This window comes from Tritonibacter litoralis (assembly GCF_009496005.1).
Classification (GTDB): domain Bacteria; phylum Pseudomonadota; class Alphaproteobacteria; order Rhodobacterales; family Rhodobacteraceae; genus Epibacterium; species Epibacterium litoralis.
Genome location: NZ_WIBF01000011.1, coordinates 96,985 through 120,007 on the forward strand (window position 1 = coordinate 96,985; position 23,023 = coordinate 120,007).

25 protein-coding genes are annotated in these 23,023 nt (G+C 58.0%); 8 read left to right on the forward strand and 17 right to left on the reverse strand.

The annotated features are described in order from the left end of the window. Position 1 precedes the first annotated feature (1 nt). The 6 genes from GFB49_RS16055 to GFB49_RS16080 form a co-directional block, all read right to left on the reverse strand. Entirely contained in the window at positions 2–1,213 is a 1,212-nt protein-coding gene (locus GFB49_RS16055; RefSeq protein WP_153216945.1) for an acetyl-CoA C-acetyltransferase, read from the reverse strand. A 27-nt stretch (positions 1,214–1,240) separates the two neighbouring features. Continuing rightward, on the reverse strand, positions 1,241–1,873 hold the full coding sequence (locus GFB49_RS16060) for a glutathione S-transferase family protein (protein ID WP_153216946.1): 633 nt from the start codon (positions 1,871–1,873) through the stop codon (positions 1,241–1,243). A 288-nt stretch (positions 1,874–2,161) separates the two neighbouring features. Next, on the reverse strand, positions 2,162–2,374 hold the full coding sequence (locus GFB49_RS16065; protein WP_153216947.1) for a hypothetical protein: 213 nt from the start codon (positions 2,372–2,374) through the stop codon (positions 2,162–2,164). Positions 2,375–2,428: 54 nt separating this feature from the next. Next, a complete protein-coding gene (locus tag GFB49_RS16070) occupies positions 2,429–4,210 on the reverse strand; it encodes an acyl-CoA dehydrogenase C-terminal domain-containing protein (protein WP_153216948.1) in 1,782 nt (593 codons plus the stop codon). Positions 4,211–4,246: 36 nt separating this feature from the next. Continuing rightward, positions 4,247–4,642: a MerR family transcriptional regulator gene (locus tag GFB49_RS16075; protein ID WP_153216949.1), complete on the reverse strand. Its 396-nt coding sequence runs from the start codon at positions 4,640–4,642 to the stop codon at positions 4,247–4,249. Between the two features lie 212 nt (positions 4,643–4,854). Further along, positions 4,855–5,226: a MerR family transcriptional regulator gene (locus GFB49_RS16080; RefSeq protein WP_343032606.1), complete on the reverse strand. Its 372-nt coding sequence runs from the start codon at positions 5,224–5,226 to the stop codon at positions 4,855–4,857. A gap of 105 nt (positions 5,227–5,331) precedes the next feature. On the opposite strand from GFB49_RS16080, the gene GFB49_RS16085 reads away from it, so the two are divergent. The 3 genes from GFB49_RS16085 to GFB49_RS16095 are packed head-to-tail and all read left to right on the forward strand — an operon-like array spanning position 5,332 to position 7,625. After that, positions 5,332–5,769: a PaaI family thioesterase gene (locus GFB49_RS16085; protein WP_153216950.1), complete on the forward strand. Its 438-nt coding sequence runs from the start codon at positions 5,332–5,334 to the stop codon at positions 5,767–5,769. Continuing rightward, on the forward strand, positions 5,766–6,275 hold the full coding sequence (locus GFB49_RS16090) for a PaaI family thioesterase (protein WP_153216951.1): 510 nt from the start codon (positions 5,766–5,768) through the stop codon (positions 6,273–6,275). The genes GFB49_RS16085 and GFB49_RS16090 overlap by 4 nt, the downstream gene beginning before the upstream one ends. A gap of 9 nt (positions 6,276–6,284) precedes the next feature. Continuing rightward, a complete protein-coding gene (locus tag GFB49_RS16095; protein WP_153216952.1) occupies positions 6,285–7,625 on the forward strand; it encodes an MATE family efflux transporter in 1,341 nt (446 codons plus the stop codon). 9 nt (positions 7,626–7,634) lie between these two features. Here GFB49_RS16095 and arsC read toward each other — a convergent pair whose 3' ends face one another. From arsC to GFB49_RS16110, 3 genes are read right to left on the reverse strand one after another with little or no spacing between them, the layout of a single operon-like run. Beyond that, positions 7,635–7,976 (reverse strand): arsenate reductase (glutaredoxin), encoded by a 342-nt coding sequence (gene arsC / locus GFB49_RS16100; protein WP_343032607.1) that lies wholly within the window; start codon positions 7,974–7,976, stop codon positions 7,635–7,637. Further along, positions 7,973–9,031 (reverse strand): quinone-dependent dihydroorotate dehydrogenase, encoded by a 1,059-nt coding sequence (locus GFB49_RS16105; protein ID WP_153216954.1) that lies wholly within the window; start codon positions 9,029–9,031, stop codon positions 7,973–7,975. The genes arsC and GFB49_RS16105 overlap by 4 nt, the downstream gene beginning before the upstream one ends. Positions 9,032–9,040: 9 nt before the next feature. After that, the gene (locus tag GFB49_RS16110) at positions 9,041–9,379 is read right to left on the reverse strand and encodes a DUF952 domain-containing protein (protein WP_153216955.1); all 339 of its coding nucleotides are present in this window, start codon (positions 9,377–9,379) and stop codon (positions 9,041–9,043) included. Between the two features lie 275 nt (positions 9,380–9,654). On the opposite strand from GFB49_RS16110, the gene GFB49_RS16115 reads away from it, so the two are divergent. From GFB49_RS16115 to GFB49_RS16125, 3 genes are all read left to right on the forward strand, one after another. Continuing rightward, the gene (locus GFB49_RS16115) at positions 9,655–11,235 is read left to right on the forward strand and encodes a bifunctional metallophosphatase/5'-nucleotidase (RefSeq protein ID WP_153217022.1); all 1,581 of its coding nucleotides are present in this window, start codon (positions 9,655–9,657) and stop codon (positions 11,233–11,235) included. 83 nt (positions 11,236–11,318) lie between these two features. Further along, complete coding sequence (locus GFB49_RS16120; RefSeq protein ID WP_153216956.1) at positions 11,319–11,627, forward strand: DnaJ family domain-containing protein; 309 nt, start codon at positions 11,319–11,321, stop codon at positions 11,625–11,627. Between the two features lie 3 nt (positions 11,628–11,630). Beyond that, positions 11,631–12,347 carry an SOS response-associated peptidase gene (locus GFB49_RS16125; protein ID WP_153216957.1) on the forward strand — a complete coding sequence of 239 codons (717 nt, stop codon included), beginning with the start codon at positions 11,631–11,633 and terminating at the stop codon, positions 12,345–12,347. 11 nt (positions 12,348–12,358) lie between these two features. Here GFB49_RS16125 and GFB49_RS16130 read toward each other — a convergent pair whose 3' ends face one another. The 8 genes from GFB49_RS16130 to GFB49_RS16165 all read right to left on the reverse strand — a co-directional run bounded on the left by GFB49_RS16130 (position 12,359) and on the right by GFB49_RS16165 (position 21,342). After that, a complete protein-coding gene (locus GFB49_RS16130; protein WP_153216958.1) occupies positions 12,359–12,838 on the reverse strand; it encodes a MarR family winged helix-turn-helix transcriptional regulator in 480 nt (159 codons plus the stop codon). A gap of 442 nt (positions 12,839–13,280) precedes the next feature. After that, on the reverse strand, positions 13,281–15,431 hold the full coding sequence (gene selD / locus GFB49_RS16135) for a selenide, water dikinase SelD (protein WP_153216959.1): 2,151 nt from the start codon (positions 15,429–15,431) through the stop codon (positions 13,281–13,283). Between the two features lie 28 nt (positions 15,432–15,459). Then, the gene (locus tag GFB49_RS16140) at positions 15,460–15,828 is read right to left on the reverse strand and encodes a Na+/H+ antiporter subunit G (RefSeq protein WP_153216960.1); all 369 of its coding nucleotides are present in this window, start codon (positions 15,826–15,828) and stop codon (positions 15,460–15,462) included. Positions 15,829–15,840: 12 nt separating this feature from the next. Beyond that, the gene (locus tag GFB49_RS16145) at positions 15,841–16,110 is read right to left on the reverse strand and encodes a K+/H+ antiporter subunit F (protein ID WP_153216961.1); all 270 of its coding nucleotides are present in this window, start codon (positions 16,108–16,110) and stop codon (positions 15,841–15,843) included. Further along, complete coding sequence (locus GFB49_RS16150) at positions 16,107–16,604, reverse strand: Na+/H+ antiporter subunit E (protein ID WP_153216962.1); 498 nt, start codon at positions 16,602–16,604, stop codon at positions 16,107–16,109. Before GFB49_RS16150 ends, GFB49_RS16145 begins: the two co-directional genes overlap by 4 nt. Next, positions 16,601–18,133, reverse strand: a complete 1,533-nt coding sequence (locus GFB49_RS16155) for a monovalent cation/H+ antiporter subunit D (protein WP_153216963.1) — start codon at positions 18,131–18,133, stop codon at positions 16,601–16,603. Before GFB49_RS16155 ends, GFB49_RS16150 begins: the two co-directional genes overlap by 4 nt. After that, positions 18,130–18,483 (reverse strand): Na+/H+ antiporter subunit C, encoded by a 354-nt coding sequence (locus GFB49_RS16160; protein WP_153216964.1) that lies wholly within the window; start codon positions 18,481–18,483, stop codon positions 18,130–18,132. Before GFB49_RS16160 ends, GFB49_RS16155 begins: the two co-directional genes overlap by 4 nt. A 3-nt stretch (positions 18,484–18,486) precedes the next feature. Then, the gene (locus GFB49_RS16165) at positions 18,487–21,342 is read right to left on the reverse strand and encodes a monovalent cation/H+ antiporter subunit A (RefSeq protein ID WP_343032608.1); all 2,856 of its coding nucleotides are present in this window, start codon (positions 21,340–21,342) and stop codon (positions 18,487–18,489) included. Between the two features lie 305 nt (positions 21,343–21,647). Here GFB49_RS16165 and GFB49_RS16170 point away from each other — a divergent pair, with 305 nt between their 5' ends. Together GFB49_RS16170 and GFB49_RS16175 are read left to right on the forward strand one after the other, a co-directional pair. After that, positions 21,648–22,142, forward strand: a complete 495-nt coding sequence (locus GFB49_RS16170; RefSeq protein WP_246149759.1) for a rhodanese-like domain-containing protein — start codon at positions 21,648–21,650, stop codon at positions 22,140–22,142. After that, the gene (locus tag GFB49_RS16175) at positions 22,100–22,966 is read left to right on the forward strand and encodes a CE1 family esterase (protein WP_246149760.1); all 867 of its coding nucleotides are present in this window, start codon (positions 22,100–22,102) and stop codon (positions 22,964–22,966) included. The genes GFB49_RS16170 and GFB49_RS16175 overlap by 43 nt, the downstream gene beginning before the upstream one ends. Positions 22,967–23,023: the final 57 nt, after the last annotated feature.

Below are 23,023 nucleotides of genomic sequence, written 5' to 3' on the forward strand. Positions count from 1 at the left end.
ATCAGACCCTCTCGATAATTGTGGCAGCACCCATGCCAGAGGCGATGCACAGCGTGGCCAGGCCGCATTCTTTGTCCTGCCGCTCCAGCTCATCCAAGAGCGTGCCAATGATGATGGCACCGGTTGCACCCAGCGGGTGTCCCATCGCGATCGAGCCGCCATTGGGGTTGATCAGTGCCGGATCCACCTGGAAGGCCTGCTGAAAGCGCATCACAACACTGGCAAAGGCTTCGTTCACCTCAAACAGGTCGATATCACCGATGGTCATGCCTGTGTCCGCCAGGATCTTCTCGGTCACAGGCACGGGTCCGGTCAGCATGATGGTGGGATCGGTGCCAATCTTGGCCGTTGCCTTGATACGTGCACGTGGGGTCAGCCCGTGGGCCTCGCCGAACTCTTTGTTGCCGATCAAAAGTGCCGCGGCCCCATCCACGATACCGGACGAGTTGCCCGCGTGGTGGATGTGGTTGATCTTTTCCAGATGCGGGTATTTCAGCATCGCCACCTTGTCAAAGCCGGGCATCTGCTCGCCCATCATCTGAAAGGCGGGGTTCAGCTTGGCCAGGGCCGCCATATCGGTGCCGGGGCGCATGTATTCGTCGCGGTCCAGAATGGTCAGACCGTTTTGGTCCATGACAGGAATGACCGATTTCTCAAACCGGTTCTCGGACCAGGCTTCCGCTGCACGGCGCTGAGATTCCACCGCCAAAGCATCGGCATCATCTCGGGTGAAACCATATTCCGTTGCAATAATATCGGCTGAAATGCCTTGCGGTACAAAATAGCTCTCCATCGCAAGGCTTGGATCGACCGCAATGGCCGCCCCGTCCGACCCCATGGCGACGCGGCCCATCATCTCGACGCCGCCTGCGATATAGGCTTGGCCAGCGCCGCCTTTGACCTGGTTGGCCGCCAGGTTGACCGCCTCCATGCCAGAGGCGCAGAAGCGGTTGATGGAGAGACCCGGAATGCGTTCGTCCAGATCCGATGCCAGCACAGCAGACCGGGCGAGACAGCCGCCTTGTTCCATGACTTGGGTCACATTGCCCCAGATCACATCCTCAACCACATGCCCCTCCAGCCCGTTGCGGGCTTTGACAGCGTTCAGGGTGAGGGCGGATAGGCGCAGGGCGGTGACCTCATGCAGAGATCCATCCTTGCGTCCCTTGCCCCGCGGGGTACGCAGGGCGTCATAGATATAGGCGTCTGTCATCATGCTCTCCTCAAGCGCGATAGGGTGTTATGCACGGTCTGACGGGTTGCCGGGCATCAGATCATAGGGGTGTTTCCAACCAGGCTGTTCGCTGATGCGGGTCAGCCAGGTGTCAATATGGGGCCAGTCGGCACGGTCAAAGCCAAAGGGTTCGGGGTAAAACAGGTAGCTGCAGCAGCTGAGATCCGCATTGGTGATCCCGGTCCCGACCATCCACTCGCGCCCTTCAAGATGAGCGTTCAATGTTGTCCAGGCAGCCTGCAAGCGGCCTTGCATAAACTGGATCACCGGGGCAGGGCGTTTGTCTTCAGGTAGGAAGTTCATCAGGAAGCGGGTCATGCCCACTTGGCTCGACATTTTGTGGTTGTCCCACAGCACCCAGCGCAGAACTTCGTATTTGTCCTCTGGCGCGCCTGCAAATTTCCCGGTCTTGTCGGTGATATACTGTTGAATGACCCCCGACTGGCTGAGTGTCATATCTCCATCAACCAAAACAGGCGCTTCACCTTGAATGCTGATCTCGCGGAAGGCCTCGGTGCGGGTCTCTCCGTTGAAAAAGTCCACATAAACGGGTTCCCATTCGAGGCCTGCGAGCTCCATCGCAAGAGCAGCCTTATAGGCGTTGCCGCTTTCGCCAAAGCAGTAGAGTTTCATTGTCATAGAATTGCGTCCCTTTGTGAGAGTTGAGGGGGGGTTTCACACCCCCGCACCCCCGTGAAGTATTTGAAAAAAGATGAAACCATTTAGAGTTCTTTTACCTAGATGGCGCGATTGTGATCTGGCGGTACAGGCTGAAGAGCCGATGATCGTAAAAGGTGAAAGCGCGCCCTTTCATTTGGCGAAGGCTTGGGATTGGGCGCGCAGCCCTTTCATCTTTTTCTAAATACTTCCGCCGGAGGCTCCCGCAGGAGCAACAAGCAGGACCGGTTTTGTTTGATAGTGTCCAGTTCATCTTTTGCGGTCCTCCAATTCGGCGTTAAAGATCCGCATACGATGGGTCAGATTGTCATGGTTGGTGACACTGTCGAAGTTCTCAAAGAGGAAAGACAGCGCTTCGCCCTCATCCAGACCGGCATCCTGCGCGAAGCGGCGCAGGCGGCGATAGCCGTCTTCGGTCATGGATACCGGAAAACGGCGGGTGAGGCGGAAGCGTTTGGGCATTTCATTTCCTTTGATGGCTCTATCGGCGCTCGACGCGCCGTGCAAAGAGTGACCTCAGAACGCGTCAGGGTCCAGCGCCATAACAGGGTCCGCGCCGGATTGAATACGTGCCAGATGCAATGCCGTGGCAGGCAGTTCGCGGGACATGTAATACCGTGCCGTTGCCAATTTAGTCTCATAGAACGCGGCGTCGCCTGTGCCGCTGTCCAATGCCTTTTGCGAAGCTTTTGCAATATCCGCCCACATCAGTCCCAGGCACACATGGCCGAAGAGATGCATAAAGTCATAAGAGCCCGCCAGCGCGTGGTTGGGGTTCTTCATCCCGTTTTGCATAAAATACATGCCCGCGGCTTGCAGATCCTTGGAGGCTGCTTTCAACGGGTCGATGAATTGCGTCTTGAAACCCTCGGATATCTCACCGGCTTCATTGCAGAAGGACTTCACCAGTTCAAAGAACCCCATGACATGTTTGCCACCATCCTGCGCCAGCTTGCGCCCGACAAGGTCCAGCGCCTGAACGCCGTTTGCGCCTTCATAAATCATAGTGATCCGGGCATCGCGGGTGAATTGGGACATGCCCCATTCTTCGATATAGCCGTGACCGCCATAGATCTGCTGGGCCTGGACGGTCATGTCATAGCCCTTGTCCGTCAGGAACCCTTTGAGAATGGGCGTCAGGAGTGAGATCAACCCCTCAGCCTCGGCGTCATTGGAACGATGGGATTGGTCAATCAACAGCGCGCCCCAAAGCATAAAGGCGCGCGCCCCTTCGGTGAAGCTTTTCTGGGCCATCAGGTTGCGACGGATATCGGGGTGGACAATCAGCGGATCTGCCGGGCCATCGGGATTTTTGACGCCGGTCACATCGCGCCCCTGCAGGCGGTCCTTGGCATAATCCACGGCGTTTTGATACGCAGCCTCTGCCTGCGCAAGCCCCTGCATCGCCACGCCCAGACGCGCTTCGTTCATCATGGTGAACATGGCGCGCATGCCTTTGTGTTGCTGTCCCAGCAGATAGCCGGTCGCACCGTCATAGTTCATCACACAGGTGGAATTGCCGTGGATGCCCATTTTTTCTTCGATTTTACCGACCGACACAGCGTTGCGTGTGCCCAGGGCGCCGTCCTCATCCACCATGATTTTGGGCACTATAAACAATGACACGCCTTTGATCCCTTCAGGCCCGCCGGGGATTTTAGCCAGAACCAAATGGATCACATTGTCCGCAAGGTCATGATCGCCTGCGGAGATAAAGATCTTCTGCCCGGTGATCTTGTAACTGCCATCTTCCTGGGGTTCGGCTTTGGTCCGCATCAGGCCCAGATCCGTGCCGCAATGGGGTTCTGTTAGGTTCATGGTGCCGGTCCAGGCGCAGGAGACCATATTGGGCAGGTAGGTGGCTTTTTGTGCATCTGTCCCATGGGCCAGAATGGCAGAAGCCGCGCCATGGGTCAGACCCTGATACATGGTGAAGGCCTGATTGGCGGCAGAGAAGAACTCTCCCACGGCGGTGCCCATCAGATAAGGCATGTTCTGGCCGCCAAATTCTTCGGGCATGTCAAGACCGGGCCAGCCGCCGTCTTTCATCTGTTCAAACGCGTCTTTGAAACCTGTCGGGGTTGTCACCACGCCGTTTTCATATTTGCATCCTCCCTGATCCCCAACGGAGTTCAGGGGCTGCAGGACCTGAGAGGCGATTTTGCCGGCTTCTTCCAGAACCGCGCTGGTGAATTCAGAGTCTAGCTCGCTGTAACCTGGGATATCGCGGTCTGCGATCTTCAAAACCTCATGCAACAGGAATTGCACGTCTTGGGTTGGGGCGGTGTAACGGGGCATATTGGGTCTCCGTCCAAAGAAAAAGGGGAAGGGGGATCAGGACGCAGCCTGGGATTTCATCGAGGCGATCATCTTCTCGCCCCATCGCAGCTGGTCTTTCAGCTCGTCAATTGCAGTGTCCAGTTCTTCGCGTTGGCGCTCCATATCAGCGAGGCGTTCACAGGCGACCTCATAGGTGCGGGTCAGCTGAACCAGCTGCTGGTCATCTGCATGGTAGAGCTCTAACAGCTGGCGGATCTCTTCCAGGCTGAACCCAAAGCGTTTGCCGCGCAAAATCAGTTTCAACCGCGCACGGTCCCGTTTGGTGAACAGACGGCGCTGTCCTTCCCGGATCGGGAACAGCAACTCTTTGGCCTCGTAAAAGCGCAATGTGCGCGGTGTTACCCCAAAGGCATCACACATTTCGCGAATGGTAAAAGTGTCGTCACTCATACGGTTTTGATCCTTGCTCTCGTGGTCGTGTTGACTGGGTGAACCCCGTGTCGCGCAAACCTTATGTAGAACAGTAAAAGCAGATCTTGACGTTTACGTAACTTGGACGTCACGTCACTTCGCGCCTTTACGTGGGGTCCATAAAGAGGTGCTGCGAAAATCAAAAAAGCCCCGGCGGAGACCGGGGCTTGGAATACAGCGGAACGCTGCGTTTATTTGTCTATCAGGCTTTCGGTTGTAGCCCGCAGCTCTGTCAGCTCAGCCAGGGCCTGATCAATCTGCGCACGCTGCTCGTTCAGCTCTGCAAGCTGGCGATCGGCCATATCCAGAAACGCCTTAAGCTGCGCCTGGGTCCCTTCGTTTTCATAGATCATCAGCCATTGGCGAATCTCTTCCAGCTGGAACCCAAACTTGCGCCCGCGTAAGATCAAGGTCATACGCGCTCGCTCTTTGGCACTGTAATAGCGGCTGCGGCCTTCACGGCGGGGCTGCAGCAGCTCGATATACTCATAGTATCGCAAAGTACGCGGCGTTACGTCGAACTCGGCGCACATCTCTTTGAACGACAATTCGTCTGTGGTCACGCTCTCTCTCCCTTGCGGCTAACCTAGGTGGGAGTTTTTGCAAGTGCAACAACCGAGCGCGTCCATTAGAAGCAATTGTGGAGAAGACAAACAAAGGGATGGGCGATGCACGAGATACCAAAGACACCACAGGGGTTTCTGGACGCTTTGCCCCATTGCCGAGCGCTGGGCATGCTGATGGTCTCATGCGGGGACGGCAAAGCCGTAATTGATATGCCATATGATGAGAATCTGATTGGTGACCCTAAAACACGCGTGGTGCATGGCGGTGCGGTTTCGGCCTTGATGGACACCTGTTGTGGGATGGCAGTGTTTTTTCACCCGGACCAGCCCGACAGCACGGCCACGATTGATCTGCGCATCGACTATATGCGCAGCGCAACGCCCGGTCAGACCATCCGCGCCGAAGCCGTGTGTCATCAGATGACCCGCAATGTGGCCTTTGTGCGGGCTGTGGCGATGGATGAAGACCGCGCACGGCCCGTGGCAACTGCCACTGGTGCCTTTACGGTGGAACGCCGCCTGCCGGAGGAGAGCGCATGAACCGCCCCCGTCCAGAGCCCATTCAGCAAGTCAAACACCGTCGCGACGCGGCGCTGCATGCCTTGGTGTCTTCGGTGCCCTATATCCAATTCATGGGCATCACCTTTGACCGGCGGGGCAATGAGCTGACGGCGCAGCTGAATTTTGATGATAAGCTGATCGGCAACCCCGTGTTGCCCGCCCTGCACGGTGGGGCCACTGCTGCGTTTCTGGAGATGACGGCGATGATCACACTTCATTGGACCGTACTGTGGGAAGGGATCGAAAGCGGTGCCTATGATCTCGAAGCCATGGCCGCGGGAGATTTGCCACGCCAGCCCAAGACCATCGATTTCAGCGTGGATTACCTGCGGTCTGGCCTGCCGCGCGATGCCTACGCGCGGGCGCGGGTCTGGCGGTCCGGTCGCCGGTTTGCATCGGTGCATGTGGAGGCGTGGCAGGACAACAAGGAAAAACTGCTGGCCCAAGCCACTGGGCATTTTTTGATGGCCACCGAGCCCGAATAGACGACGCTTATGGCACGCACCGATCAGGTCACATTCAAGCCCGTGTCGCACCGCCGCGTGCTTAAGATCGCCTTGCCGGTGGTGGTGTCCAATGCAACCGTTCCCTTGCTTGGGGTGGTGGACACGGGCGTGGTTGGCCAGCTGGGGGATGCTGCCGCGCTGGCGGCTGTTGCGGTTGGCTCGGTTATTCTGACGTCGCTTTACTGGATCTTTGGTTTCTTGCGAATGGGGACGGTTGGGCTTGCCAGCCAGGCCATCGGGCGCGGCGACACGCCCGAGGTCGCGGCGATCCTCACGCGCTGTTTGCTGATTGGGATCGGAGCAGGGTTGGTCATCACACTGTTGCAGGTGCCGCTGTTCTCATTGGCTCTGTCGCTGGCGGCTCCGTCGGACTCAGCCAGTGAGATGGCGCGGAGTTACTTGGGCATCCGGGTCTGGTCCGCGCCTGCCATGATTGCCATTTATGGTCTGTCAGGTTGGCTGATTGCGCAGGAGCGCACCTTTTCCTTTTTCGCCGTGCAAGTGGTCATGAACCTTTTGAACATGGTGCTGGATATCTGGTTTGTCCTTGGCCTTGACTGGGGGGTGAACGGCGTTGCGATGGCCACCTTCATTGCCGAATGGTCGGGTTTTGCCTTGGGGCTTTGGTTCTGTCGGGACGCGTTTCAATCGCCACGTTGGCGCGCCTGGGCGCGGGTGCTTGATGCGGCGCGTCTGAAACATATGGCGATGGTCAACAGTGACATTCTGATCCGGTCCCTGCTGCTGCAGGCGATCTTCTCCTCCTTTATCTTTCTTGCCGCGCGCCAGGGTGACGTGACCTTGGCCGCTAATCAGGTTTTGCTGCAGCTCATGTTTGTCACGGCGTATGGGATGGATGGGTTTGCCTTTGCCGCGGAAACGCTTGTGGGGCAGGCGCTGGGCGCGCAACAGCGCGCGGCACTTCGGCAAAGTGTCAAAATCACCAGCTTTTGGGGCTTTGTCGTGGTTGCCGCTATGGCGGCAGCCTTTGCGCTGTGGGGCGCTGTGTTTATCGACACCATGACGACGTCAGGGGATGTTCGTAGTGTCGCACGAGAATTCCTGCCTTACATCGTGGCGGCCCCCATTTTAGGTTGGGCCAGTTGGATGCTTGATGGAATTTTTATCGGCGCAACGGCGTCGCGCGACATGCGGAATATGATGATCCTGAGCGCTGCGATCTATGTGGCTGCGGGGCTAATTTTGACACCGGTGTTTGGCAATCACGGGCTGTGGTTGGCGTTGCTGATTTCATTTGTGGCACGCGGTGTCACGCTGGGTCTGCGATACCCGGCGCTGGAAGCGCGCGCCGGGCCAGCCCTGTCATAACCGGCGCTGTCACAGCAGCTCTGCCAGCGCCTCGGTCGGGCGGCCAATCCGGGCGGTGGTCGCCGTAAATGCAATGGGGCGTTCGATCAGCGCGGGATGTTCGGCCATGGCAGCCAACAGGGCGGCGTCGTCCATATCTGCGCTCAGGTTCAGCTCTTTGAACAGCGCATCCTTGCGGCGCATCATCTGAATGGCAGGGACATCCAGCAATGCTTGCACCTTGGTCAACTCAGCCAGAGTGGGCCCGTCTTTTTGATAAAGGCGCACATCGACGGTCACGCCCTTTTCTTCAAAGAACGCAAGGCCTGCGCGGGATTTGGAGCAGCGCGGATTGTGCCAGTAGGTAATCACAGCCAGTCTCCCTTTTTGCTGCCAACCGCATCTGCCACTGTCGCGTGCCCATCGCGCGCCAGCAGGGCATCCAGGCCGGTTGCGATCTCACCCGCAAGGCTCAGCCCGCCATAGACCATGGCTGTGTAAAACTGCACGGCAGAAGCTCCGGCGCAGATCTTGGCATAGGCCTGTTCGGCGGTGCTGATGCCGCCGACCCCGATCAGGGGCACAGCCCCTGCCAGCCGGTCCGACAGCTGGGCCACCACGCGGGTTGATTTCTTAAACAAAGGCGCGCCGGACAGGCCACCTGCCTCATCCTTGTGCGGGCTTTGCAGACCATCGCGGGACAGAGTGGTATTGGTGGTGATCACCCCGTCAATGCCAGTTTCCTGGGCGACGGCTGCGATATCGTCCAGCTCTTCCAGTGTCAGATCCGGGGCGATCTTCAAGAACACCGGAACGCGTCGCTCCAGGTCGTCGCGGACCTCAATCACACCGTTCAAAAGCGCGCTCAGCGCAGCCTTGCCCTGCAGATCCCGCAGTTTCTCGGTATTGGGGGAGGACACGTTGACCGTGGCAAAATCCAAATGTGAACCGCAGTGACGCAGAACCGTGGCAAAATCCGCCGCCCGGTCACTGCTATCTTTGTTGGCACCTAGATTCAGGCCAATCACCGCGTCTTTGGGACGCTTCGCCAGACGGGCACCAATGGCTTCCATGCCTTCGTTGTTAAAGCCAAAGCGGTTGATCGCGGCGCGATCCTCGCTCAGCCGAAACAGGCGGGGCTTGGGATTTCCGGGCTGCGGGCGCGGGGTGGCGGCCCCCACTTCGATAAAGCCAAATCCAGCGCGGCTCAGCGGAGCAAGCGCTTCGGCGTTTTTGTCAAAACCGGCCGCGAGGCCCACAGGGTTCGGTAGATCCAGACCCGCAACTTTGGTGCGCAAGCGGGCAGAGGTCACAGGACCGGGCGTTGGCGCAAGCCCGGATTTCAGCGCGGATATCGACAGCCCATGTGCGGCCTCGGGGTCCATCCGGTGGAGGGCAGTCAGCGCCAGTTTTTCGACCAGTTTCATGGTTTTTTCTTACTCCATATCCGACGGGAACTGATGTTGACCATCGACCAAGGGCAAGGGTTTGCTCCACAGAACATCGGTCATATGGAGTTCCCGGTAGAGATGCGGGAACAAGGCCCCGCCGCGTGACGGCTCCCATTTCAGCGCCTCACCCAACCCTTCGGCATCCAACGCCAAGAGCCACAGGCCGTCCTCGTCTGCAAAATGCTTGGCCGCGGTTTCGGCCGCTTGGGGGGCGGTGGAAAAATGGACAAAGCCATCAGCCAGATCCACCGGCGCGCCACGTGTTTCTCCAGCCTCCTGAAAGGCGTCCCATTCGTCCTGACGGAATATCTTGTAAATCAGCATGGGGCCTCTGATGCACGGGGATGCGCTGCGGGTCAAGAGGAGGCGTGATGTCTGAAACCAAGTCCGAATATTGGCCCCGCGCCGGGCGTTTCCCGTCCGCCTCTCATGTAATATTTCGCATAATTTCGCACATTTCACGGTCATTCTGTTGGGTTTTTGACCATATGGGCGAAAATTGCCCAAGGGTTTTCTTGCCCCTATTTCCCCTTTGGATCAGGATCAACCGGATCTAGTCTCAGGAACTAGGTACATTCGAACAGGGAGTTCACCTAATGATGTTGTCTCGTTTTCTGTCCAGTGTTGCGGCATTGGGGCTAACGTCCGGCATGGCCGCTGCTGAGTTCAATCTGACCATTTTGCACACCAATGACATTCACAGCCGTATTGAATCGATCAACAAATACGATTCCACCTGCGGCGCGGATGATGAGGCCGAGGGCAAGTGTTTTGGCGGTGTGGCGCGGATCAAAACCATGATCGACGCAAAGCGCGCTGAACTGGCTGATGCAAACCTGCTGGTCTTGGACGCAGGGGATCCGTTTCAGGGCTCATTGTTTTACACCACCTACAAAGGCGCAGCCGAGGCTGAGTTTATGGAGGCCATCGGATACGACGTGATGGCGGTGGGCAACCATGAATTTGATGACGGGCCCGAGGGTCTGGCCAAATTCATTGACGCGGTGTCCTTCCCGGTGATCTCGGGCAATCTGGATCTGTCGGCCGAGGCAAGCCTCAAAGAAAAAGTATCCAACCATGTGGTGCTGGAGATCGGCGGTGAGAAGATCGGCGTGATCTCGGTTCTGGCGACCGATACGGTGGATACCTCATCTCCGGGGCCGAATGTGATTTTTCAGGATGAGATCGACAGCCTCAAGGCGGATGTTGCCGCGCTCGAGGCGGAAGGTGTCAACAAGATCATCGCATTGACCCACGTGGGCCTGTCCAAGGATCTGGAAATCGCGGCGGCGGTTCCGGGTTTGGATCTGGTGGTGGGCGGCCATTCTCATACGTTGTTGTCAAACACCAGCGACCGCGCGGCTGGCCCTTATCCGATGATGGTCGGCGCGGTCCCTGTGGTGCAGGCCTATGCCTATTCCAAATATGTGGGCGAACTGTCGATCACTTTTGATGATGCAGGCCATGTAACCGCTGCTGCGGGTGAGCCGATCCTGTTGGATGCGTCAGTAACGCCCGATGCCGCGATGGCAGCCCGTGTGGCAGAAATGGGTGCACCCATTGAAGCCGTGAAGAAAGAAGTTGTCGCCGAGGCCAAAGAAGCCATCGAAGGCGCGCGCGAGTTCTGCCGCACCGGTGAATGTGCCATCGGCAATTTGGTTGCAGACGCTATGCTGGACCGGGTCAAGGACCAAGGAATTCAGATTGCGATCCAGAACGGCGGCGGTTTGCGGGCCTCTATCGATGCGGGTGAGATCACGATGGGCGAAGTCCTGAGCGTCCTGCCGTTCCAGAACACGTTGTCGACCTTTGAAGTCACCGGTCAAACCGTGATTGACGCGCTGGAAAACGGTGTGAGCCAGGTCGAAGAGGTCAAAGGCCGCTTTCCCCAGGTGGCAGGTCTGAAATTCACCTGGGATCCTTCGGTGGCAGCGGGTGAAGGCCGTATCCAAGAGGTGCTGGTTCAAGACGGCGACGCATGGGTTCCGATTGACCCATCCAAATCCTATGGCATGGTGTCCAACAACTATGTGCGCGGTGGCGGCGATGGCTACCGGATGTTTGTCGATGCCGCAAAAGCCTATGACTTTGGGCCGGACCTGGCTGATGTGACCGCCGAGTATCTGGCAAAAGTCGGCCCCTATGTGCCCTATACCGACGGACGTATCACCAAAAAATAAGCGCTTGCTCTGCGCATACGGCCCCGCTGTTCCTTGTAACGGCGGGGCTTTTTCTTTTGCGGGGTTTCTGGCAGATTGAGGCCATGGATCACCCGCTGATTGACCTCATCAACCAGAAAATCGCCGCCGCCGCGGCGGATGGCGCCTTTGAAAACCTTGAAGGCGCAGGCAAACCCTTGCCCAAGGTAGAGGACCCTGAGAATGAGCTGGTGAACCGCATTGTAAAAGAAGCAGGTGGCGTGCCTGAGTTTGTCTCGCTATCGCGTGAGCTGGAACGATTGCGGGCGGAACTGCGTGAAACCGGGGACCGCACCAAACGCAAAGACATCCTGAAAGAGATGTCGATGATGGAAGCGCGGATCGATCTGGCGCGCAAAGCACATCTGCGGTGACCCATGTGCGGACGCTTTGCCCTGACCCTGCCGACGGATGCGATGGCTCAGCTGTTTGCCGCCCAACCGGCGAACACGCTTCCGAACCTGCCCAATTATAATATCTGCCCAACCAATCAGATTGCGGTGGTGCAGTCCGGCCCGATGGGGCGACAGCTGGTGTCGATGCGTTGGGGGTTTTTGCCCCATTGGTATCAGTCTGAAACCGACGGCCCCTTGTTGATCAACGCGCGCAGCGAGACATTGGCCCAAAAACCCGCTTTTGCTGAGGCCTGCCGGACCCGGCGATGTTTGATTCCGGCGGATGGGTTTTATGAATGGACCAAGGATGAAACGGGCACCCGTCTGCCTTGGTATTTCACCCGTCAGGATGGCGCTCCGATTGTCTTTGGTGCGGTGTGGCAACGCTGGGGGGATGATCCGCAATCGACCTGCGCCATTGTCACAACTGCGGCCAATCAACGGATCGCGGGGCTGCATCACCGGATGCCGTTGATCCTGGAGCCGGAGCAATGGGGGCTTTGGCTGGGCGAAGAGGGGCCGGGTGCCGCGCGATTGATGACACCTGGTGCCGAGGACCTGCTGCAGTTCCACCGGGTTGATCCAAAGGTCAATTCAAACCGCGCAGAAGGGCCCGAGCTGATTGAGCCTTTTGATGGGGATGACCACGTTTCCTTGAAAGGCCCGCAAGAGGACCTGAGCCAGGGAGAACTGTTTTAGCTGCCCACCGCTTAGGGTTTCATCGGAGAGAAAGTCGGTGCCGTCGTCTCGGCATTTGCCGCTTCCGTGACACGGGTCAGAAGTTCAACGAGCGCCTCACGCTCTTGCGGGCTCAATCCCGGCAACATTTTATCCTGACAGGCACTGACCACAGGGTGGGCTTTCTGCAGCAAGGCCTTGCCTTCTGAGGTGAGGTAGATTTCGCGCGCGCGACGGTCCAACTGGCTGACTTGGCGATCGATAAGGGATTTGGCTTCTAGTCGATCGATGACCTTGCCCAGCGTCGCGCGATCATAGCCGATCTGCTTCGCAACAGAGGCTTGGTCGACGCCGGGAAATGCCTCGAGCGCCCATAATACCGAATACTGTACCGGTGTCAGGTCAATCTTTGCATCCGACATAGCCGTGGCAAACTGTGCCACGCAGATCTGGTTCAGGCGGCGGATGAGGTGGGAGGGTAGTGAGTACATCTCCGAATGAGGAGAAGCCATATATTTGTTTCCTGTATCGACGAGTAACGTGTTTCACGTTTTATTAACCATCTAGCGGATTTACCGATACTTTCTATTTAAAACTAGTGGCAAGTTAGTTTTTAAAGTTTAGGGAAAAAACAGCTAAAATTTGCTCGTTCAGGCATGCAACGTAAGGTCTCTGACGGCTTTCTGCCAAAAGATGGCCGAGTTCCCGAAGCGATGTATTCGTTACATCCAAGGATCTGAGAGGCGCAGTCTGCTTCTAGTTGATTTTGCGAGGAAAAATTAAATCGCAGCTACAGAGGCTACTGCTTAAGGTACCCCTGAAACAAGCTATCCGACGCCGTGAGATGACCAGAATCAGGCAAGTGGTCCCCTAAATTGGGTGCCTTTCGGCCTAAAAGGACATCACAGCATCGCTGATTGTAATTTAAGCTCCAGGACCCGCGCTGGGGCATTGTTAGGCGATGATCTGTATGTCGCCAGTCTTGTTGGTAATCTGACCGATCACAGCCGCAGGCTCGTCCTGTGCGTCCAAGGCATCAATCACAGCGTCGATGTAGTCCGGTGCAACAGCCGCAAGAAGCCCGCCACAAGTTTGCGGGTCAAACAGGACATCAGGCGCAGTTCGGTCCGAGGCAAAGCCCGTGCGGTTTGCGCAATCCAACGGCGCACGAAGGCCTGCGTCCAACAGCGACGCAACACCCGGCAGAACGGGAATATGGTGCGTGGTGATCTGTGCCCCGCAATTGGACGCAGCACAAAGCGCCTGCAGATGCCCCAAAAGGCCAAGGCTGCCAACATGTGTCATGGCATGGGCCTTCGACAGGATCTGAGCTGACGGGCCAAGCGGGCGCAGCATCTGGGCAATGGCATCGGCCAGATCACCCCCATTGGCCTTGGCTTGACGTTCAGCGGCCCACAGGACGCCCGTTCCCAAGGCTTTGGTCAGGATCAGCGCATCGCCCGGTTGGGCACCCGCCAATGTGGACGCGGGCCCCTGCAAATCACCCGTTACAGTGAAACCGAGTGCCAGCTCCTGTCCGGCGGCGCTGTGGCCCGTAATGATCTGAGCGCCGGCCTGTTCGAACACCTCGGCTGCGACGGTCATGACTTCCTGCAGGGTGCGGGACTGCAGCGACGGCGTCATGGGCGGTAGGGTGACGGTGACCGTGGCCGTTTTGGGCTGTGCCCCGGTTGCCCAGATCCGCCCAAGCGCATGGGAGGCTGCAATTCGGGTGTTGAGGATTGGATCAAGCGTCAGCATTGTCATGTGATCTGTGACCACGACCTGGCGCTTGCCTTGAACATCGACCATGGCCGCACTGTCGCCCTGCAGATGCTCTATGTCCGCGCAACGGGTTTGGCAGGGCAGGTGTTGGGCAGGACTTGTGTGGTCCAATTTGGTCTTACAGCTGCCGCTCACCGTGTTGTTCGCCAGGGCGTTTGGCAGATCTTCGGTGTATTCGGCCGGGAGTTTTGGCGGATCCTGTGGGATCAGATCGCGGAACTGCGCCATGAAACTCTGGTCGATGTGGTTTTTCCATCGCCAGATCTGTGGGCCAGAAAAGGGCGTGCCGAACTTCTCACCCAGGGCGGATTTGCCGCCAAGGGAGATGAGTTTCAAATAGTCTTTCTGCGCTTTGTAGGGCTTCAGCCGGTCACCCGTAATCATGGCGCGCAGATTGTGATAGAGGATGGGCGCTTGGCGCACCGCGTAGACACCGGCCTTGGGGCGCGGCGACTGGGTGAGATGCGCGCAGTCGCCGGTTGCAAAGATATGCGGGTCCGAAGATTGGAGCATCGCGTTCACATCGACAAAACCATCCGATAGCGCAAGCCCGGTCTCTTGCAGCCATCCATAAGGGCGGGCCCCGGCGGCACCCGTGGTGAAGTCCGATTGGACCTCGCGCCCATCTGTAAGCGTGATCGAATGTGGCCACACACGTGTGATTTTGGCATTTTCAATAAGGGACACGCCCAAGGCAGACAGTTGATTGCGCACAATGCGTGCTGCCGCCTCTGGGATCGCGGTCAAGGCCGCGGCGCTGTCGATCAAAGTGGTGGTACCCAGTCTCCCGCGTTCGCGCAAGGAATAGGCCATCGCCAAAATCAGCTCTGCGCCAGCCACACCACCGCCGATCACAGCCACATGAGCCGGGCCGTCGCCCGCCCGAAAGGCATCCCATTTGGCGGCAAAAGGGCCCAGCGGCTTTGCCGGAACCGCATGGTCGCGGAAACCGCTCAGCAGCGGCATATCCGAGGTAATACCCACATCCACCGAAGCCACGTCAAAGGCAATGGGCGGCTGACCGGGAACCGTGATCTGCTTGTTTTCCCGGTCGATCCCCGTGGCGCGCCCCAGAATAACACGCGCACCTGCAAAACGGGCAAGCTGTACCAGATCGATATCCAGTGCGGCGAGGTCATAGTGACCGGCAACAAACCCTGGCAACATGCCGGAATAAGGTGCCGTTGGTCCGGGATTGATAACCGTGACCCGCGCGCCTGCCAGTGGTTTCAACCCCCAAGACCGCAGCACCAAAGCATGTGCATGACCCCCTCCGATTAAAACCACATCTTTGGTCGCGGGGAGGGTCGGGGTTTGCATAATGGTGCCTCTTCAACCTTGGTGTGGCTCAGCCCTCATCCTCTTTCGGGACGGCATGGGTGGCCCAAACGGTATCGCTGCCAGCGGGTGGCAGGGACTTGGGGGTTTCATGCCGGTGGATGTGCACCTTGGCAATGAAATTTGCCGTGATGGGCGCCGTGATAAAGAGGAATAGGATAATCATGATTTCATGAACGGACCCATGATGTTCGACCAAGATCGAGTGCAGGATTGAGGCCACCAAAACACCGCCCATGCCCAAGGTTGTGGCCTTGGTCGGCGCGTGCAGGCGGGACATGGGATCATTCAGTTTGATCAGACCATAAGAGCCCACAAAGCCAAAGACCCCTCCGACCACAAGAAACAGGGTGACGGCGAATTCCAAAATCGTTTCCATGTGTTGCCCCTATTACTCGATGATATTGCCGCGCAGGATAAACCGCGCATAGGCCACCGAGGAGACAAACCCCAGCATGGCGATGATCAAAGCGGCCTCAAAATAGATCTCGGTGCCATTGGCCAGCCCGTACAAGACCATCAAAACGATTGCATTGATGAACATCGTGTCCAGCGCCAGGATCCGGTCCGCCACATGGCTGCCAAAGACCACTTTCCAGAGGTTCATCAACACGGCAGCCCCAAAACAGACAAAGGCAAAATAGATGGCAAATATCATCATTCGAAAATCTCCATCAGGCGAGCTTCATAGCGGGACTTGATCTCGGCGGCGACGGCTTCTGCGTCTTCGACGTCCAGGCAATGGACAAGCAGCGCGTGACCCTTGTCGGAGACGTCTGCAGAGACTGTGCCAGGTGTCAGCGTGATGGTCGCGGCAAGAACCGTAATCGCCTCGGGGGTGCGCAGGTCCAGCGGAACGGTGACCCAGGCGGGTTTGCGATCTGCATTGGATTTGAACAGGACAATTTTGGCAACCACGATATTGGCCAGGATGATGTCCGAAATCACCACACCGATATAGGCGATGATCTTCAGCGGAGCGCGCATCTTGGGCTGGTCGGGCCAATAGGCCGCGGTGACAAAGGGGATAAGCCAGCCCAGCAAGAAGCCAAAGACCAGCGAGTTCAGCGACCAGCCATTGACCAGCAACAGCCAGGTGACAGTCAGGTAGAGCGTCAGCAACGGGTGCGGGAGGGCGCGGCGCAAAAGCTTCATTTCGGAACTCCCAGAACGTTTTGGATGTAAGCCTCAGGTGCAAAAAGCTGTTCAGCCGTAGCGGTTGCATAGGCGCTCATGGGACCTGCAAAGACCGTCAGCAGCACCAGTCCCGCGACCAGGCCAAACGTGGCCACAACCGGCAAGGCAGGAGCCGGTTGGTGGATGGCCTCCTCTTCCTGCTCATCGGCCTCAGGCGCTTTGGTTGTGGCGTCATAGGCCTTCCAAAAGATGATTGTGCCTGCGCGCGCCAGTCCCAGAATGGTTACAAGGGAGCCGATCAGAATGACCGCCCAGATAATCCAGACCATGTCGTGATCGCGGGCGGCATCCATCACCAACAGCTTGCCCAGGAAACCTGAGATCGGCGGCATGCCAGCGAGTGCAATGGCGCCGACAAAGAAGAGCGCGGCGATCAGCCCGTTTTGCGCCATCGGTGCCTTGGGTGTGATGTGCGCGCCGCGACGTTCGATGACCATATCGGCCACCAGGAACAACAGCGCTGCGGCAAATGTCGAATGGACAGTGTAATACAGCGCGGCGGCCGCAGCTTGTGGTGTGAACAGGGCTACCGCCGTCAGCAGTGTCCCCATGGAGGCGATCGCACCATAGGCAATGAGCCGTCCCAAATCCCGCGCGCCCAGAACACCAACCGCGCCGGTTGCCAGGGTCACCAGGGCTGCAGGCAACAGCCATTCGCCGCCCAGGCCCTGGGTCGCGGCCAGATCCGGACCAAAGATCAGCGTAAAAAACCGCAGGATCGCATAGGCACCAACCTTGGTCATGATCGCAAAGAGCGCGGCCACGGGGGCTGGCGCCTCGGCATAGGAGGCGGGCAGCCAGAAATGCAGCGGCAAAAGCGCGGCCTTGATGCAGAACACCAGCAACAGCATGATCGCGCCGACCCGCAGCAATGCGGTGTTATCGGGTGAGATCTCGGCCACTTTGACGGCCAGATCCGCCATATTCAGCGTGCCCGTCACTGCATAGATGGTGCCAAGGGCAAACAGAAACAGGCTGGAGCCCAACAGGTTATAGACCACATATTGCACGCCCGCTTGAAACCGGCGCGCGCCACCTGCGTGGATGGTCAGACCATAAGAGGCGATCAGCAGAACCTCAAAAAACACAAAGAGGTTAAAGGCGTCTCCGGTCAAAAACGCGCCCTGAATGCCCATGATCTGGAACTGGAACAAGGAGTGAAAGTTGCTGCCGCGTTTGTCCCAATCGCTGCCCACCGCATAAAGGTTGATCACCAGCGCCAGGATTGCGGTCAGGATACACATCATCGCAGACAGGCGGTCCAGAACCAACACAATGCCAAAGGGCGCGTTCCAGTCGCCCAGCTCATAGACCTGAACCGTGCCGTCCATCGCCTGCACACCCAGTGCGAGAGTTGCGATCACCACGGCCACGGACACCGCAAGGGAGAAGATCCGGGTCAGATCCATATGGTGGCGTGTGACCATCGCAATCAAAGGCGCCACAATGGCCGGCATCAGAACCGGCGCAATCAACAGATGGTTCATGCGTCTTCTCCGGTCTCTGTGGCGGCGTCATCCATATTGATGTCATCCGTGCGCGACGACAGATACGCGCCAAGCGCGATCATCACCACCACAGCCGTCATGCCAAAGGAAATCACAATCGCCGTCAGCACCAGCGCTTGGGGCAAGGGATCGGTATAGGGCACATCGGCATATTTGTTCAGGATCGGCGGCGCACCAATGGCCAGACGTCCGGTGGCAAACAAGAACACGTTCACCCCATAGGTCAGCATGGAGAGACCCAGAATAACCGGAAATGTTCTCCGTCGTAGGATCAGGTAAATCCCGGCGGCGGTCATAATGCCGACCGCGGACGCTACAAGAATCTCCATTCCTTAGACCTCACTCTTGATCTTGGGCTCGTCATCGCGAGCGGGGTTGATATCCATTGCATGTTCGCTGGTCATGCCGGGCTGCCAGGCGAAACGCGACAGGCTTTCCAGCGCCAGAAGCACCGCGCCCACCACGGCTAGGAACACGCCAAGGTCAAAGAGGGCGGCGGTGGCCCATTCGAACTCTTCCAATGGTGCCCAGTGGATATAGCCAAAGGCAGACGTCAGGAACGGCAGATCGTTGAACCAGGCACCCATGCCGGTGGCGGCGGCGATCAGCACGCCAGCGCCGATGACGCCATGGTAGAAAATCCGCTGGCGCTCTGCGGCCCAGCCAAAACCAGAGGCCATGTATTGCATGACAATCGCAATCGCCGCCACAAGCCCGGCGATGAACCCGCCGCCCGGCAGATTGTGCCCCCGGAAGAAGATATAGGCCGCCACCAGCAAGGCCAGCGGCATCATCACGCGGGTGGCCACCACCATCATCAGCGGGTGCGGGTCGCCGTCCTGGGGCAGATCCGGTTTGCGGTTCAACAGATAGGCGCGCACCTTGCTGCCCAGGACTGCTTCGGTCAGGGCAAAAATCACCATGGCGGCAATGCCCAGCACGATAATCTCGCCAAAGGTGTCAAAGCCCCGGAAATCCACCAAGATCACGTTGACCACATTGGTGCCGCCGCCCCCTTTGTAGGAATTGGCCAGGTGATAGTCCGAGATTGTCCCGGCCGCGAAATCACGCACCATCAGCGCATAGATCAATCCACCAACGCCCAGGCCGCCAACGGTTGCAATGGCGGCATCGCGCAGCCGTGTTTGTTGAGGAATCTCGCGCGGTGTTTCTTTGGGCAGGAAGTTCAGCGCCAAAAGCATCAGGATGATCGTCACCACTTCAACCGAAATCTGGGTGAGGGCGAGATCCGGCGCGGACAGATAGTTAAACGCAAGCGAAACCACCAAGCCCACGATGCCAATCAGGATCAGAGCCAACAGTCGATTGTGGTGATGGCGTAGGATCAGGCCCGTGGCGACCACCAGGGCAAACCAGCCCAGAATGGCCAAGGGGCCCGCCTCTTGCACCGTGCGGGTCGCCGCAGGCAGAGTGCCCGAGTCAAAGGCCACATAGCTGACGCCGGTGCAGAACAGGATCATCACCAGCGAATACCGGGTGATCGAGCCATTGTGCAGTCCTGCAGTCATGCGATCCGCCACAAAAGTCAGCGCGGCGATGATGTGGTCAAAGATCACCTTGGCCTCGGGACGAGGCAGGGCGTTCCAGATCGCTTCCAGTCGGCCGTGCGCCAACAGCGCCAACAGCCCGCCGACAACCGCAAAGATCGACATATAAAGCGCTGGGGTGACCCCGTGCCAAAGCTTCAGATGCACATGCGGATGCTGCTGGGTTACCGCATCGGCAACCACTTGGACCAAGGGTTCCGCGATCTTGCCGGAGAACAGGCCGATAAGGACAACAAGAACTACCAGAAACGCGGGCGCAGCCCACATGCCAAACCCCGGATCATGGGGATGGCCGGGATAATCCTCTCGCTTTGGACCGAGGAATACATGCCCGATATAGCGAAAGCTGTAAGCAGCCGAGAACAGCGCAGCAAAAACCGCAAGACCCGGGATGATATATGCGTTGCCCAGCCATCCGGTGTGGGAGGCTTCTTCGAGCATCATCTCCTTGGAAATAAAACCGTTCAGCGGCGCGATGCCGGCCATGGACAGGGCTGCAATCAAGGCGATGGTAAAAGTCACCGGCATCAGATGGCGCAGACCGCCAAGGCGTTTGATATCCCGCGTATGCGCCTCGTGGTCGACAATGCCTGCGGACATAAACAGCGCCGCCTTAAAGGTCGCATGGTTGATAATATGAAAGATCGCCGCAATGGCGGCTGCTTTGGTGCCAAATCCCAAGAGCATGGTGATCAGCCCTAGATGGGAGACAGTGGAAAAGGCCAGCAGCGCCTTCAGGTCGTCTTTGAACAGGGCGATCACCGCGCCCACCACCATGGTCACAAGCCCGGCGGTGGCGACGATGTAAAACCACTCCGGTGTGCCCGCCAGAACCGGCCACATGCGTGCCATTAGGAAAATGCCCGCTTTGACCATTGTAGCCGAGTGGAGATAGGCCGAAACAGGTGTGGGTGCCGCCATGGCGTGGGGCAACCAGAAATGGAACGGAAACTGCGCCGATTTGGTGAAACAGCCCGCCAGGATCAACAGGAGCGCAGGCAGATACAAGGGCGAGGCCTGGATCGCCTCTTTGTGCTGCAAGATCACGGTCAGGTCATATGAGCCCACGATGTGACCCAGGATCAGCATGCCGCCGATCATCGCAAGACCGCCCATACCGGTCACCGTCAAAGCCATACGTGCGCCTTGGCGACCTTCGGGAAGGTGTTTCCAATAGCCGATCAGCAAAAATGAGCTGAGCGAGGTAAGTTCCCAGAAAATAAGCAGAAGCAGGATATTGTCAGAGGTGACAATCCCAACCATCGCCCCCTGAAACAGCAAGAGATACGTGTAAAACTGCCCCATCGGATCCTGCCGCGACAGGTAGAACCGCGCATAAAGAATGATCAGCAGGCCGATGCCAAGGATGAGCCCTGCAAAAAGAAACCCAAGCCCATCCAGAAAGAAATTGGCGTTCAGTCCCAGAATGGGCAGCCAGTCAAACCGTGCGGTCACCACTTCGCCGCGCAAGATTGCGGGCGCATGCAGCATCAAACCGATAAAGGCCAAAAGGGTTGTCAGACCAGCCGATGATGCAGAGGCATTGCGGCCAGCGCGTATAAAGAGAGCGGGAAAGACCGCTCCTAGAAAGGGCAGGGCCGCAATCAGAAACAAGGACACGTGGGAGTTCTCCTGGTTGGGCGATAGAAATAGTCATGTTTTGACTAAGCTTTTTTCGACCGTCGATCCAGCGTTTCAGGTCGCTGAGGATCAAATTACTTTGGGCTGTGTAAGGTTCAGACGCTAACGCGGCCTGTGTGCGGCCTGTGTTCGGGCTCCTTACGCGCACCTCGTGGATTTGGATCATAAAATGGCAATGACGCGAACTTGATTGAAAAAACACGCATTGGGGCTGCGCCTTTGCTGAATTGTTGGATGTGCAATGCTAGATCTGAGTGGGACAGTAACATGCGTTTGAGGGTGATATGGAGCGCGAAACAGAGGCCGCACAGGGCGACAGGATGTCGCAAAGGCTCAACCGCCGAGGGCTGTTGATCGGTGGTGTCGTGGTGGCCTCGGCCTTGGTGTTGGCGCGCTGGCAGTATCTGACGCCTCCTGAGCACACGGGGGGGCGGTTAAGCGTCAGCGAAGCCTATGATCAGGCGTTGAACGGTGACATCACCCTTGTCGACATCCGCACGCCTCGGGAGTGGCGCGCGACAGGTGTTCCCCAAGGCGGACATCTGATCGACATGCGTCGGGAAGATTTCACCGACGCGCTTCAGGCTGTTGTTGGGACGGACAAAAACGCTCCGGTGGCGCTGATCTGCGCCCGAGGCGTGCGGTCCGCGCGCATGACCCTGCGCCTTAATGAGGCGGGATTTACCAATATTATTGACGTGCCCGAGGGCATGCTTGGATCAAAGGCAGGACCAGGATGGATCAAGACAGAATTGCCGGTGGTGCAATGGAACGGCTAGGCGCGGCAGGACTGGCATTTGTCGCAACCGCCCTGATAGGCAGCAGTGCAGAAGCTGCCTGCGGGGACCAGGCGGAGGCCTGTAAAATTGCCAGTGGGGATTATGAAGTTGTGCTGCCTGATACAGGCACCGAGACCGGCGCGGCGGTGGTGTTTTTGCATGGCTATGGGGGCACCGGGAATGGGGTTCTGAAAAACACCGGAATGGTCAACGCGTTGACCGATCGTGGCTATGTGGTGATTGCGCCAAATGGGTTGCGGCGTGCGGCGAACCGTGGGCCTTCGTGGAATTTCTTTCCAGGCTGGGAGGGCCGTGACGAGGTCGCTTATTTCCAGGAGCTGTTGGCGGATGCGGCCGAACGGTTTGATGTGGATCCTGACCAGACCATCATGGCCGGGTTTTCGGCGGGCGCCTTCATGGTGAACTACCTGGCTTGCCAAGCGCCTGAAACCTTTGCGGCCTATGCCCCGGTGGCCGGTGGTTTCTGGCGGCCGCAGCCCGAGGCCTGTGCCGGACCGATCCGCCTGCATCACACACATGGCTGGACCGATACGGTTGTGCCGCTGGAAGGGCGGTATCTGCGCGGGCGTACCTGGCAACAGGGTGACATTTATGCGGGGCTGGAATTGTGGCGCGACACGTTAGGGTGTGAAACACACGCACCGGGTCGGGCGTGGAGCAATGGCGAAAACTTGCTGCGTCACTGGAACTGTGGTGAGGGGGCCGAGATCAGTTTTACCATTCATCCGGGCGGTCATTCGATTCCAAAAGGCTGGGCCGAAGAGGTCACAACCTGGTTTGAGAAGGCCGCGCCCGGACAATAATCACGGCCAAACGCAAAAAGCCCAGCGGATTCGGCTGGGCTTTTTTGTCTTTACTGA